Here is a 15,672-nt window from a genome sequence, read left to right on the forward strand (position 1 = left end):
GCAGAAAGGCGCCTTGACCATGGCGGACGAAGAGAAGCTCGTCGAATACCTGAAGCGGGTCACCGCGGATCTGCACCAGACGCGGCGGCGGCTTGAGAAGGCCGAGTCCGGCAGGCACGAGCCGGTGGCGATCGTCGGCATGGCATGCCGGTTCCCCGGCGGGGTGCGCTCGCCGGAGCAGCTGTGGGACCTGGTGGCCTCGGGCGATGACGCGATCTCCGGCTTCCCGACCGATCGCGGCTGGGATGCCGAAGTACTCGGCGGGGACGGCCGCGGCCGCAGCGCCGCCGGCGAAGGCGGATTCCTCTACGACGCGGCCGACTTCGACCCCGGCTTCTTCGGCATCAGCCCGCGCGAAGCCCTCGCCATGGACCCGCAGCAGCGGCTGCTGCTCGAAGTGTCCTGGGAAGCGATCGAACGCACCGGGATCGACCCGCTCTCGCTGCGCGGCAGCCAGACCGGCGTGTTCGTCGGCACCAACGGCCAGGACTACATCCGGCTGGTGGCCGAGGCACGGGAGGACATGGACGGCCACGGCGGGACCGGGCTCGCGGCAAGCGTGATCTCCGGGCGGCTTTCCTACGTGTTCGGCCTCGTGGGCCCCGCCGTCACCGTGGACACGGCGTGCTCGTCGTCGCTGGTGTCGCTGCACCTGGCCGCGCACGCGCTGCGCAGCGGGGAGTGTTCCCTGGCGCTCGCGGGCGGAGTCACCGTGATGGCGACCCCCGCCAGCTTCGCCGGGTTCAGCCTGCAGGGCGGACTGGCGCCCGACGGCCGCTGCAAGCCCTTCGCCGAAGCCGCGGACGGCACCGGCTGGTCCGAGGGCGTCGGCGTGCTCATGGTGGAACGGCTGTCCGACGCGATACGCAACGGGCACGAGATCCTCGCCGTGATACGGGGATCCGCCGTCAACCAGGACGGCGCGTCCAACGGTCTCACCGCGCCCAACGGCCCCTCCCAACAGCGGGTGATCCGCCAGGCCCTCGCCAGTGCCGGGCTCTCCCCGGCGGACGTGGACGCGGTGGAGGCGCACGGCACCGGCACCACCCTCGGCGACCCGATCGAGGCCCAGGCCCTGCTCGCGACGTACGGGCAGGACCGGGAGCAGCCGCTGTACCTGGGCTCGGTGAAGTCGAACCTCGGACACACGCAGGCCGCGGCGGGCGCCGCCGGACTCATCAAGACGGTCATGGCCATGCGGCACGGAGTGCTGCCGCGCACGCTGCACGTCGACACCCCCTCGTCCCATGTGGACTGGACCGAGGGCGCGGCCGAACTGCTCACCGCCAACACCGACTGGCCCCGGACCGACCGCCCGCGACGGGCGGGCGTGTCCTCGTTCGGGATCAGCGGCACCAACGCCCATGTCATCCTCGAACAGCACACGCCGGACGAACCGGATGCCGCCGAGAGCCTCTCCCCGGTGCCCGGCGCGGTGCCCTGGCCCGTCGCGGGCAGGACCGAGGCCGCGCTGGCCGCGCAGGTGGAGAGCCTGAAGCAGTTCGCGGCACAGAACCCCAAGTGCTCGCCGCTCGACGTCGGTTTCTCCCTCGCCACCGCCCGGTCGGCGTTCGAGCACCGCGCCGTGCTCCTGGCCTCCGACGAGGGGCTCCTCGAAGTCGCCCGGGGAGAGGCCGGGGACGCGCCGGTGGCCGTCGTCTTCTCCGGGCAGGGCGCACAGCGCCTCGGCATGGGACGCGGCCTCTACGACCGCTTCCCGGCCTTCGCGGAAGCGTTGGACGCCGTGCTCGCGGAGTTCTCCCCGCCCCCGTCCACGGCGTCGGAAAGCCTCGCCGGGTCGGGGCCGGAACGGTTGCGTGATGTGATCTGGGGCGAGGACGCCGACGCGCTGAACGACACCGGCCACGCTCAGCCCGCCCTGTTCGCGATCGACGTGGCGCTGTTCCGCCTGGTCGAATCGCTGGGCGTGCGCCCGCGGTTCGTGGCCGGGCACTCGATCGGCGAGGTGGCGGCCGCACACGTCGCGGGCGTACTGTCCCTCCCCGACGCCTGCCGCCTGGTCGCGGCACGCGCCCGTCTGATGCAGAAGCTCCCCGCCGGCGGCTCCATGGTGGCCATCGAGGCCACCGAGGACGAGGTCCGGCCGCTGCTCACCGACCAGGTGTCGATCGCGGCCGTCAACGGTCCCTCGTCGCTGGTGCTGTCCGGCGAGGAGGACGCCGTCTCCGAGGCGATCGCCCACCTGGAGGGGCGCCGCACGAGCAGGCTGTCGGTCAGCCACGCCTTCCACTCGCCGCTGATGGACCCGATGCTGGAAGAGTTCCGCTCCGTCGTCGAGCGACTGACCTTCGACAAGCCCGAGATCGACATCGTCTCCAACCTGACCGGCGCGCTCGCCACGCCCGACGAGCTGCGCTCGCCCGACTACTGGGTGCGGCACGTCCGCGAGACCGTACGGTTCGCCGACGGCGTACGGGCGCTGGCCGCCGCCGGTGCCGGTGTGCTGCTCGAGCTTGGCCCGGACGGGGTGCTCGCGCCGCTGATGCGCGAGTCCGTGCCGGAGCGCATCGCCGTCGTTCCCCTGCTGCGCAAGGACCGCGACGAGGAATCAGCGGCCGTCACCGGCCTGGCCAGGCTGCACGTGGCCGGGGCCGGTGTGGACTGGCGGGCGTTCTTCGCGGGCACCGGCGCCCACCGGACCGACCTTCCGACGTACGCCTTCCAGCGCGAGCGGTACTGGCCGGAAGCGGCCGGGTCCGTCCCGCTCTCCGGCTCGGTGGACGGGGCGGATGCCGAGTTCTGGGCCGCGGTGGAGCGCGAGGACCTGCCGTCCCTGGCGGCCCGCCTGGACATCGACACCGACGCGCTGGGCGGCGTGGTGCCCGCGCTGTCGGCCTGGCGCGCCAAGCGACGGGCCCGTTCGCTCGCCGACTCGCTGCGGTTCCGGGAGAGCTGGCAGCCGCTGCGCGGCGCGTCCGCGGCCGCCCTGCCGGGCGTATGGCTGGTGGCGCTGCCCCCCGACGGGTCGGAAACCGACACCCCGTGGGTGCGGTCGGTGCTGGACGGGCTCGGCCCGGACGTGGTCCCGGTGACGCTGGAGAAGCGGCCCGACCGTTCCGAACTCGCCCAGCAGCTTGGCGAGTTGGCGGCGGGCGGCACAAGGTTCGCCGGAGTGGTCTCGCTGCTTGCGGCGAACGAGGCACGCCGCTGGTCGAGCGTGCCGGTGGGTCTGGTCGACACCGCCGTACTCGTGCAGGCCCTCGACGACGCCGGGATCCACAGCCGGGTCTGGGCGCTGACCCGCGGCGCCGTGTCGGTGGACGAGAACGACCCCGTCACCAGCCCGCGGCAGGCCGCCCTCTGGGGACTCGGCCGGGTCGCCGCCCTGGAGTACCCGGACCGCTGGGGTGGCGTGATCGACCTGCCGCCGGAGCCGGACGACCGTACGCTCCGGCGGCTCATCGGCATCCTCGGCGGGCCCGGCGACGAGGACCAGGTCGCCATCCGCGCCTCCGGCGTGTTCGGCAGGCGGCTGCTGCCCGCTCCCTCCCGCGACCCGGCGCCGGCCTGGCAGCCCGCCGGCACGGTGCTCATCACCGGCGGCACCGGCGCGCTCGGTGCGCACCTGGCCCGCTGGCTGGCCGAGCACGGCGCGGAACACCTGCTGCTGCTCAGCCGCCGCGGCCCCCAGTCGCCGGGCGCGGCGGACCTGGAGGCGGAACTGACCGCGCTCGGCGCGCGCGTCACCATCGCCGCCTGCGACACCGCGAACCGCGCCGAGCTGGAGGCCGCTCTGGCGGACATCCCCGAGGAATTCCCGCTGACCGGGGTCGTGCACGCCGCCGGCGTGCTGGACGACGCCGTGCTCGACGGGCTGACCCCGCAGCGGTTCGGCGCGGTGTTCCGGGCGAAGGTCTCCCCGGCGATGCTGCTCGACGAGCTCACCCGCGACCGGGACCTGTCGGTATTCGCCCTGTTCTCCTCGGTGGCCGGTGCCGTCGGCAACCCTGGCCAGGCGAACTACGCCGCGGCCAACACGGTGCTCGACGCGCTGGCCCAGCAGCGCCGGGCGCAGGGCCTGCCCGCGACCTCCGTCGCCTGGGGCGCCTGGCAGGGCGGCGGGATGGCCGCCGGCATCGAGGACGTGCTGCACGAGACCGGTACCACGGTGCTGGAACCCGGGCTGGCCCTCGGCGTGCTGGCCGAACTGGTCGCCGCGCCCGACCCGGTCACGGTCGTCGCCGACCTGGGGCAGCAGGACGTCCTGGAGGCGCTGTTCAGCCTGCGGCCCAGCGCGTCGCTGAGTGCGCTGCCCGCCGCCCGCGCGGCGCAGCGGTCGGCCCGCGACGTCCGGCGCGACAGCGAGTCGGCGGCCTCCGCCCTGCGGCGGCGGCTGTACGCGGTGCCGGAGTCCGAGCGTACGGCGCAGCTGCTTGACCTGATCCGGACGCACGCTGCCGGGGTCCTCGGGCACGCCGGCCCGGACGCCATCAGCGTGGAGCGGGTCTTCCAGGACCACGGGTTCGACTCGCTGACCTCGATGGAGCTGCGCAACCAGCTGGCCCGCGCCACCGGCCTCGCGCTGCCCGCGAGCCTGCTCTTCGACTACCCGAGGCCCCAGGCACTGGCCGAGCACCTCGCGGCCGAACTGATGGGCCACGGGACCGAGGGTGACGAAGCGGCGCTCGTCGTGGCACCCGCCGGTGTCCCCGACGGCGCCGACGACCCGGTCGTGATCGTCGGTATGGCCTGCCGCTTCCCCGGCGGCGTCGACTCGCCCGATCAGCTGTGGGACCTGGTCTCCTCCGGCCGCGACGCCATCTCGGACTTCCCCACCGACCGCGGCTGGGACCTGCGGGGCGAGGGCGGATTCCTCTACGACGCCGCCGACTTCGACCCGGACTTCTTCGGCATCTCGCCGCGTGAGGCACTGGGCATGGACCCGCAGCAGCGGCTGCTGCTGGAGACCGCGTGGGAGGCGATCGAGCGGTCCGGCATCGACCCCGTCGGGCTGCGGGGCAGCAGGACCGGCGTTTTCGTCGGCAGCAACGGCGTGGACTACATGCATGTGATCGCCCGCGCCCGGGACATGGAGGGCCGGGGCGTCATGCTCGGCCCCAGCGTGATGTCGGGTCGGGTGTCCTACGTCTTCGGCCTGGAAGGACCGGCGGTCACCGTCGACACGGCCTGCTCGTCGTCGCTGGTGTCGCTGCACATGGCCGCCCAGGCTCTGCGGGGCGGTGAGTGCTCGCTGGCGCTGGCCGGTGGCGTGACGGTCATGACCACCTCGGCCAGCTTCGCGGGGTTCAAGCACCATGGCGGGCTCGCCCCGGACGGGCGGTGCAAGGCGTTCGGGGACTCCGCCGACGGGACCGGCTGGTCCGAGGGGGTCGGCGTGCTCGTCGTGGAGCGGCTGTCCGACGCGCGGCGCAACGGCCACCCCGTCCTCGCGGTCGTGCGGGGCAGCGCGCTCAACCAGGACGGCGCGTCCAACGGACTGACGGCGCCCAACGGCCCCTCCCAGCAGCGCGTGATCCGGCAGGCCCTGGCGAGCGCCGGCCTGACCCCGGCGGACGTGGACGCGGTGGAGGCGCACGGCACCGGCACCACCCTCGGCGACCCGATCGAGGCGCAGGCCCTGCTGGCGACCTACGGCCAGGACCGGACGCGCCCGCTGCTGCTGGGCACGGTGAAGTCCAACATCGGCCACACCCAGGCCGCCGCCGGCGCGGCCGGCCTGATCAAAACGGTCATGGCGATACGCCACGGCGTGCTGCCACGGACGCTGCACGTGGACGAGCCGTCGTCCCACGTGGACTGGTCGGCGGGAGCCGTTGAGCTGCTGACCGAGAATGCCGCATGGCCGGAGGCGGGGCGCCCCCGCCGCGCCGGGGTGTCCTCGTTCGGCATCAGCGGCACCAACGCCCACGTGATCCTCGAACAGGCCCCACAGGAGCCGGTGGAGGATGCCGAACCGCCCACCGTCACGCCCGGCGTCGTGCCGTGGGTGGTGTCGGCCAAGAGCGAGACGGCCCTCGAAGCCCAGGTGGACCGGGTGCGGTCCCTCGCGGCCGGGACCGCGGAACGCGCTCCGCTGGACATCGGGCTCTCGCTCGCCACGGAACGGTCGGCGTTCGACCACCGGGCGGTGCTGCTGGCCTCCGAGGGCGGAGTGGCCGAGGCCGCCCGGGGCGTGGCCGGCCAGGGCGCGCCGGCGGTGCTGTTCTCCGGTCAGGGTGCGCAGCGGCTCGGCATGGGACGGGAGTTGTACGCCCGGTTCCCGGCATTCGCCGAGGCCCTGGACACGGTGCTGGCAGGGCTCGATCCCGCGCTGCGCGAGGTGATGTGGGGCGAGGACGCCGAGGCGCTGAACCGGACCGGGGCCGCTCAGCCCGCCCTGTTCGCCGTCGAGGTGGCGCTGTTCCGGCTGGCCGAATCCCTCGGCATCGCGCCGAAGTTCGTGGCCGGCCACTCGGTCGGTGAGATCACCGCCGCTCACGTCGCGGGAGTGCTGTCCCTCGCCGACGCCTGCGCACTGGTGTCGGCGAGGGCCCGGCTGATGCAGGGCCTGCCCGGTGGCGGGGCGATGGTGGCGGTCGAGGCGACCGAGGACGAGGTGCGGCCGCTGCTGTCCGACCGGGTGTCGGTCGCGGCGGTGAACGGGCCGTCGTCGGTGGTGCTGTCCGGAGAGGAGACAGCGGTCGCGGAGATCGTGGCAGGGTTCGAGGACCGCCGGACGACCGGGCTGGCGGTCAGCCACGCGTTCCACTCGCCGCTGATGGACCCGATGCTGGACGATTTCCGTGCGGCAATCGGCGGGCTCACCTTCCACGAGCCGCGCATCCCGGTCGTCTCGAACCTGACCGGGCGGCTCGCCACGGCCGACGAGCTGCGCTCGCCCGACTACTGGGTGCGCCACGTCCGCGAGACCGTACGGTTCGCCGACGGCGTCCGCACACTGGCCGACGCGGACGTGCGAACGTTCCTCGAACTGGGCCCGGACGGCGTACTGTCGGCCATGGTCCAGGAGTCCTCACCGGACGAGGCCGTGGCCGTGCCGATGCTGCGCGCGGACCGTCCGGAGGAGACAGCGGCCGTCACCGCGCTCGCGCGGCTTCACGTGACCGGTGTGCCCGTGGACTGGCAGGCGTTCTTCGCGGGCACCGGCGCCCGCCGGGTGGACCTGCCGACGTACGCCTTCCAGCGCGAGCGGTTCTGGCCGTCGGGCTCGACCGTCCCGACGGACCTGTCCGGCGTGGGCCTCGCCCCGACCGGGCACCCGCTGCTCGGCGCGGTGATGGTCGTGGCCGGTGCGGACGAACTGGCGCTGACCGGCGTGCTGTCCCCGGCGGCGCAGCCCTGGCTCGCCGACCACAGGGTCGGCGGTGTGATCCTTTTCCCCGGCACCGGGTTCCTGGAACTGGCCGTCCGGGCTGGCGACCAGGCGGGCTGCGACCGGGTCGAGGAACTCACCATGGTCGTACCGCTCGCGCTGGCCGAGGACGGCGGGACCCAGGTCCAGGTGCGGGTGGGCGAACCCGACGACGAGGGCCGCCGGGAGATACGGTTCTTCGCGCGCCCCGCGGAGGCGCCCGAGGCGGACTGGACGCTGCATGCCGTCGGACGGCTCGCCCCGGGCGAGCGGGTGGCCGAGTTCGACGCCACGCGGTGGCCGCCGCCCGAGTCGACCCCGGTCGACCTCGACGGGCTCTACGAGCGCTACGCCCGGGCGGGCCTGGAGTACGGACCGGCCTTCCGCGGCCTGCGGGCCGTCTGGCGCCGTGGCGAGGAGGCGTTCGCCGAAGTCGTCCTGCCGGACGAGGCACCGGACGCGGACGGCTTCGGGATTCACCCGGCGCTGCTCGACGCGGTGCTGCACGCCGCCGCGTTCGCCGGGGAGGAACCCGAGTATGCCCTGCCCTTCTCGTGGAACGGCGCCGTACAGCACGCTTCCGGCGCGTCCGTCCTGCGCGTTCGGCTGGTGCGCACCGGCCCGGGCACCGTCACCCTGGCCGCGACCGACGTCGAGGGCACACCGGTGATCTCGGTGGACTCGCTGACACTTCGGCCACCGTCCGCCCAGCCGGATACGCTCGCCGGGCGGGACCCGCTCGACTCGCTCTACCGGGTCGAATGGGTTCCCGCCCCGACCGAGCCCGCACCCCTCGCCGGGGCACGGTGGGCCGTCATCGGAGACGACCAGCACGACCTGGGCAACGCGATGGCCCTGGGCGGCGAGACCATCGCGGCCTACACCGCGACCCTGGCCGGGGCGATCGGCGAGGGCGGCGACAACGGACCCGTGCCGAACGGCTTCGTGGTCTCGGTCGCGGGAGGACCCGGCCCCGAGGCCGTACACGAAGCCACTCACCGTGTGCTGGGCCTGATCCAGGAGTGGCTGGCCGAGGAACGCTTCACCCGCTCCCGCCTGGTGTTCGTGACCCGGGGTGCGATCGCGGCGGACGGCGAGGACGTGACCGACCCGGCCGCGGCGGCGGTGTGGGGCCTGGTGCGGTCCGCGCAGTCGGAGAACCCGGGGCGGTTCCTGTTGGTGGACCTCGACGACGCGCACATATCGGCCGGGGCGCTGTCCGGTCTGCTGGCCACCGACGAGGAGCAGTGGGTGCTGCGGGAACGGACCGCGCGGGTCGGTCGGTTGGCGCGTGTGGTGTCGGGTGGGGGGCTGGTGCCGCCGGTGAACCGGCCGTGGCGACTGGACAGCCGGGCGAAGGGCAGCCTCGACGCGCTGGCCCTGACGGAGTGTCCCGAGGTTCTCGAGCCGCTGACCGGGCGCCAGGTGCGGGTGGCCGTGCGGGCGGCCGGGATCAACTTCCGCGATGTGCTGAATGCTCTGGGTATGTACCCGGGTGAGGCCGGGTTGTTCGGTTCCGAGGCGGCGGGCGTGGTCGTGGCGGTCGGGCCGGAGGTGAGCGGCCTGCGGCCCGGCGACCGGGTGCTGGGCATGGTCTCCGGTGGGTTCGGCCCGGCCGTCGTGGTGGACGAGCGGCAGCTGACGGCCGTGCCGGAGGGCTGGTCGTGGGAGACGGCCGGGTCGGTGCCGCTGGTGTTCCTCACGGCGTACCACGCGCTGGTGGACCTCGCCGCGGTACGGCCGGGTGAGAGGGTGCTCGTGCATGCGGGCGCGGGCGGTGTCGGCATGGCGGCGATCCAGTTGGCGCGCCATCTCGGCGCGGAGGTGTTCGCCACCGCGAGTGAGGGCAAATGGGACATCCTGCGTGGACTTGGTGTCGCCGAGGACCATATCGCCTCCTCCCGCAGCACCGGCTTCGAGGCGGCCTTCGCCGCCGTCGCGGGTGACGGCGGGATCGACGTCGTACTCAACGCGCTGTCCGGTGAGTTCGTGGATGCGTCGCTGCGGTTGCTGGGTCCCGGTGGCCGGTTCCTGGAGATGGGCAAGACCGACGTTCGGGACCCGGACAGTGTGCCGGGGGGTGTGCGTTATCACGCTTTCGACCTGGGCTGGGTCGCCCCCGACGGCATCCAGCGGATGCTCACTGCGCTGATGGAGCTGTTCGGGGTGGGGGCGCTGGAGCCGCTGCCCGTGCGTGCCTGGGACGTGCGGCGGGCGCCGGAGGCGTTCCGCCACATGAGTCTGGCGCGGCACGTCGGCAAGCTCGTCCTGACTCTGCCGCCCGCGTGGGATCCCGAAGGCACCGTCCTGATCACCGGCGGTACCGGCGGTCTGGGTGGGGAACTCGCCCGCCATCTGGTCGCCGAGCGCGGGATGCGGCACCTGGTGCTGGCCGCGCGCCGCGGGCCGGACGCGCCCGGCGCGCAGGACCTGCGGGCGGAACTGTCCGCGTACGGCGCCGAGGTCTTGGTGGTTGCCTGCGATGTCGCCGACCCGGACGCCGTACGGGCCCTGGTGGCCGCGATTCCCGGCGAGCATCCGCTGACCGCGGTGGTGCACACGGCGGGCGTGCTCGACGACGGCGTCGTCGGCTCGCTGACCCCCGAGCGTGTGGACGCGGTGCTGCGGCCCAAGGTGGACGCGGCCTGGCACCTGCACGAGGCCACCCGCGAACTCGACCTGGCCGCCTTCGTCCTGTACTCCTCGGTGTCCGGGGTGATGGGCAGTCAGGCCCAGGCGAGCTACGCCGCGGGCAACGCCTACCTCGACGCCCTCGCGGCGTACCGGCGCGGCCAGGGGCTGCCCGCCACCTCGCTGGCGTGGGGCTTCTGGGGCCGCCGCACGGGAATGACCGGCCACCTCACCGAGACCGACATCCAGCGTATGAGCCGGTCCGGCACGCCGCCGCTGACCCCGGAGCTGGGCCTGACCCTCTTCGACGCGGCCATCACGTGCGACGAGGCCCAGCTGGTCCCGCTCCGGGTGGACCGGTCGCGGGCGCTCCAGCAGGTGCACCCGCTGCTGCGCGACCTCATCCCCAGCTCCCGGCCCACGGCGGCCGGGACGGCGAGGTCGCTGGCCACCGTACGGGACCGGCTCCGCGGCCTCGACCCGGACGAGCAGCAGAAACTGCTGGTGGACCTGGTGGTCGGCACCTCGGCCGTACTGCTCGGCCGGCGCGACGCGGACGCGATCGATCCGCAGGACGCGTTCCTCACCATGGGCTTCGACTCGCTGACCGCGCTCGAATTGCGCAACCAGCTCGGTGAGGCGCTCGGCACGCGGGTGCCGACCTCGGTGGTGTTCGAGACCCGGACGCCCGCCGGGCTCGCCCAGTGGCTGCGCGACCGGCTCGCGCACCAGGGCGGCATGAGCGCGGCCGCCGAACCCGGAGCGCTCACCACCGTCCGGGAGAACGCCCAGGACTCGCTGGTCGGCATGTTCTTCGACACCGTGAACTCCGGCAGGCAGCTGGAGGCGATGCGGCTGCTGATGGCCGTCGCCGCCACCCGGCCGTCCTGCGAGGTGTCCGCCGAGGTCGAAGAGCTGCCGCAGCCGGTGACCCTGGCCACGGGCCCGGGCAAGCCCCGGCTGATCTGTATCAGCGCCCCCGGCGCGAACGGAGGCGTCCACCAGTACGCCCGGATCGCCTCCCGGTTCCGCGGCGACCGACACGTCTCCGCGCTGCCGCTGCTCGGCTTCGCCGAGGGCGAGCCGCTGCCCGCCACCAGCGAGACCGCGGCCCGGCTGATCGCGGAGAGCGCGCTGCTGGCCAGTGACGGCGAGCCGTTCGTCCTCGTCGGCTACTCCACCGGCGGCACCTTCGCCTACCGGGCCGCGGGCGTGCTGGAGGAGGTCTGGGGCATTCGCCCCGAGGGCGTCATCATGCTCGACACCCTCAGCCTCCAGTACGAGGCCGGGGAGCAGGTCGACTGGGACGTGGTCCAGAACGACTACCTCGCCGGCATCGACTCCCCGTCGGTGAAGCTGAACAGCGCCCGGCTGTCGGCGATGGCGTACTGGTTCATACGGATGACCACCGGAGGCGCGGAGCGATACACGACCTCGGTGCCGAGCCTGCTCATCCGGTGCGCGGAGTCGCTGCCCGGGGTCGGGCACGGGGATACGGTGCCCACGGTCCCGGCCTCCACCACGCGCCTGATCGACACCGACCACCGGACGCTGATCGCCGACGCCTCCCAGGAGACCGCACGGCTGATGGAGGAATGGCTCACCACCCTGGAATCCGACGGTGGCGCGTAGTGCCATCCGCCGCAAGGACTAAGGGAATGTAAAGATCCCGCGGCCTTAGCCTCCGGGCTGAACTCCACTCGTCCGACTTTCTCAAAGGCGGTACGGCGTCATGACGGTCAGGCCCGGCACCGAGCCCTCCGGCGATCCCGTAGTGATCGTCGGAATGGCGTGCCGATACCCAGGCGGGATCGATACTCCCGAAGACCTGTGGAACCTCGTCGTGTCGGGGCAGGACGCGACCGGCGGCCTCCCCGCCGACCGCGGCTGGGACCTGGCCGCCCTCGCCGGCGACGGCCCGGGCCGCAGCGCGTCCCAGCGGGGCGGCTTCCTGCGCGGGGCCGCGGAGTTCGACCCCGGCTTCTTCGGGATCAGCCCGCGCGAGGCCCTGGCCATGGACCCGCAGCAGCGGTTGCTGCTCGAGGTGTCCTGGGAGGCGGTCGAGCGGGCGGGAATCGACCCGCTGTCCCTGCGCGGGAGCCGCTCGGGTGCGTTCATCGGCACCAGCGGCGAGGACTACGCACTGGTCGTTCAGCGGGCGGAGGAGGACCTGGCCGGGCACGCCGTCACCGGCACCTCGCCGGGCGTGGCGACCGGCCGGCTCGCCTACTTCCTCGGCCTGGAGGGCCCGGCGATCACGGTGGACACCGCGTCGTCGTCCTCGCTGGTGGCGCTGCACTGCGCGGTGCGGGCGCTGCGGGCGGGAGAGTGCTCGCTGGCGCTGACCGGCGGCGCGACCGTCATGTCCACCCCGCGGGGTCTCGTCGGCTACTCCCGGCAGGGCGGGCTCGCGCCGGACGGCCGGTGCCGGGCCTTCTCCGACGACGCGAACGGCACCGTGTGGGCCGAAGGCGTGGGCGTACTGCTGCTGGAGCGGCTGTCCGACGCGCGGCGCCACGGCCACCCGGCGCTCGCCGTCGTGCGCGGCAGCGCGGTGAACTCCGACGGCGCCTCACGCGGGTTGACCGCGCCGAACGGCGCCTCCCAGGAACAGGTGATCCGGCAGGCACTCGAGGACGCCGCGCTGGGCACCTTCGAGGTGGACGCGGTGGAGGCGCACGGCACCGGCACCCGAGTGGGCGACCCGGTCGAGGCGCGGGCCCTGCTCGCCACGTACGGCCAGGGCCGGAGCCGCCCGCTGTATCTCGGCTCGCTGAAGCCGAACCTCGGCCACGCGCAGGCGGCGGCGGGCGTGGCGGGCGTGATCAAGACGGTGCTGGCGCTGCGGCACGGGACCCTCCCGCGCACCCTGCACCTGAACGTGCCCACGTCCCAGGTGGACTGGGCGGCGGGGGCGGTCGAACCGCTGCGTGAGAACACCGCGTGGCCGGATACCGGTCGGCCGCGCCGCGCCGGGGTGTCCTCGTTCGGCATCAGCGGAACCAACGCGCACGTCATCCTCGAACAGGCGCCGCCGGTCGCACCGGCCGACGAGCCCGAGCGGAACCCGGAGAACCCTCCGGCCGTGGTGCCCTGGGTGGTGTCGGCCAGGACCGAGGCCGCGCTGGACGCCCAGTTGGACCGGATCCGGTCCACTCCGGTGTCCGCAACGGATCCCCACGCCGCCGTCGATGTCGGATTCTCCTTGGCCACCGGCCGTTCGGCGTTCGATCACCGGGCGGTCCTGCTCGCCGCCGGCGAGAGCCGGTCCGAAGCGGCGCGCGGCGTCGCCGGGAAGAGCCGGACGGCGGTGGTGTTCTCGGGGCAGGGCACCCAGCGACTCGGCATGGGACGGGAGTTGTACGGCCGTTTCCCGGTGTTCGCCGAGCGGCTGGACGCGGTGCTGGCGGAGTTCGACCGCCATACGGACCTGCTGCGGACGAACGTGCCGCTGCGGGACGTGCTGTGGGGCGAGGACCCGGACCTGCTCGACCGGACCGGGTTCGCCCAACCCGCGCTGTTCGCCGTCGAGGTGGCCCTGTACGGGCTCGTGGAGTCGCTGGGCGTGACGCCGGACCTCCTGGCCGGGCATTCGATCGGCGAGGTGACGGCGGCACACGTGGCCGGGGTGTTCTCGCTCGCCGACGCGTGCCGCCTGGTGGCCGCGCGGGCCGGGCTGATGCAGGCGCTGCCGGACGGCGGAGCCATGGTCGCGGTGCGGGCCACCGAGAACGAAGTGCGGCCGCTGCTGACCGACCGCGTATCGATCGCGGCGGTCAACGGCCCGTCGCGGGTGGTGCTCGCCGGAGCGGAGCGCGAGGTTGTGCGGATCGCCGAGACGCTGGCGGCCGAAGGCCGCAGGACCACCCGGCTTTCCGTGTCGCACGCCTTCCACTCGCCGCTGATGGAACCGATGCTCGCGGAGTTCCGGCGCACAGTGGAGCGCCTGGAGTTCCAGGAGCCGCGCGTCCCCGTGGTGTCGAACCTGACCGGGCGGCTCGCGACGGGCGGGGAGCTGTGCTCGCCGGAGTACTGGGTGCGCCACGTCCGCGACACCGTCCGCTTCGGCGACGGCCTCGCCACCCTCCGCGAGGCGGGCGCCACCGTCCTGTTGGAACTCGGCCCGGACGGCACGCTGTCCGCCATGGCGGGGGACAGCCTGGCCGATACGCGGGTGACCGCGGTGCCCGCCCTGCGCGAGGACCGGGGTGAGGAGACCGCGTTGGTGACCGCACTGAGCCGGCTGTACGTGGCCGGGGTGCCGGTGGCGTGGCGCGCGTTCTTCGCGGGCACGGGCGCACGCCGGGTGGACCTTCCGACCTACGCCTTCCAGCACGAACGCTTCTGGCCGACCGTCCCGGCGGGCGGCAGCGGCGCGTACCCGCCCGGCTCGGGACACCCGCTGCTGGGCACGGTCGTGGAACTCGCCGAGGACGCCGGCCTGGTGTGCGGCGGCCGCGTCTCGGTGGCCGCGCAACCGTGGCTTGCCGACCACAACGTGTGCGGCCGGATCGTGCTGCCCGGCACGGCCCTGGCGGAACTCGCCGTCCGGGCCGGTGACGAGGCCGGGTGCGCCCATCTCGAAGAGCTTGTCCTCACCTCGCCGCTCGTCCTGCCCGAATCCGGTGCGGTGGAACTTCAGCTGCGGGTCGGGGCCGCCCGGGAATCGGGACGGCGGCCGGTGACCGTGCACGCGCGGCCCGTCCCGGCCTTCGGTGCGCCCTGGATCGAGCACGCCTTCGGTGTGCTCGCCCCCAAGAGCGGCGTGGACCCCGGGCTCGACACGGCCGCATGGCCGCCTCCGGGGGCCGAGCCGGTCGAGGCCGGGAGTTTCCGGAGGCGGTGGGCCGAGGCCGGATTCTCCTACGGGCCGATGCTCCAGGGGCTGCGCGCGGCCTGGCGGCGCGGCGCGGACGTGTTCGCCGAGGTGGTCCTGCCACCGGAAGCCGACACGGCCGCGTTCGTCCTGCATCCCGCGCTGCTGGAGGCCGCCAGGCACGCCATCCCGCCCGGCGCCGACATCGGCCTCCCCTCGTACCTGCACGGCTTTTCCCTGCACGCGTCCGGTGCCACCGCACTGCGTGTGCGGCTCTCGGCCCAGCGGGACGGTTCGCTGGCGATCGAGGCCGTCGAACCGGGCGGGGAGCCGGTGCTGTCGGTCGACGCCCTGTTCGTACGCCCGGTGCCGCAGCTCGACGACCCGTCCCCGGCGACCGAACCCGCCGCCGAGTACGTCGCCGAGTACGCCGCCGACCGGCCCGCCGAGCGACCGGGAGTTGCCGCGCCGCGGCCGGAGAAGCTGCGCGGCATGCCCGCCGCTCGACGGTCCCGCGCCCTGCTCGACCTGGTGCGAGCCGAGGCGGCCGCGGTGCTGGGCCACGCGGACCCCGGCAAGGTGGACGCGAACCTGGCCTTCCGGGAACTGGGCTTCGACTCGCTGACCGAGACCGAACTGCGCGCGCGCCTCGGCGCGGTCACCGGGCTGAGACTGCCCGACACCTTCGTGTTCAGCCATCCGACCCCCGCGTCGGTCGCGGGCCACCTGGCGGACCGCATGGGGGACGGTCAGGCGGACGACACCGGCCCCGACGCGAAACCGCCCGATCCGATGCCCGATCGGGTTTCCACCGAGGACATCGATTCGCTGCCGGTGGACCGATTGCTCGACCTCATCGACGAGGAATTCGACCCCCAGTAAGCAGCCACAC

Annotated in this window: 2 protein-coding genes; both read left to right on the forward strand. The window is 73.8% G+C overall.

Annotation, left to right across the window (positions count from 1 at the left end; all coding sequences use genetic code 11):
- Positions 1–13 precede the first annotated feature (13 nt).
- Positions 14–11,596 (forward strand): type I polyketide synthase, encoded by an 11,583-nt coding sequence (locus ACH4SI_RS41205; protein ID WP_398305917.1) that lies wholly within the window; start codon positions 14–16, stop codon positions 11,594–11,596.
- A gap of 142 nt (positions 11,597–11,738) precedes the next feature.
- A complete protein-coding gene (locus tag ACH4SI_RS41210; RefSeq protein WP_398305920.1) occupies positions 11,739–15,662 on the forward strand; it encodes a type I polyketide synthase in 3,924 nt (1,307 codons plus the stop codon).
- Positions 15,663–15,672: the final 10 nt, after the last annotated feature.

The organism is Streptomyces sp. NPDC021212 (assembly GCF_044332925.1).
GTDB lineage: Bacteria > Actinomycetota > Actinomycetes > Streptomycetales > Streptomycetaceae > Streptomyces.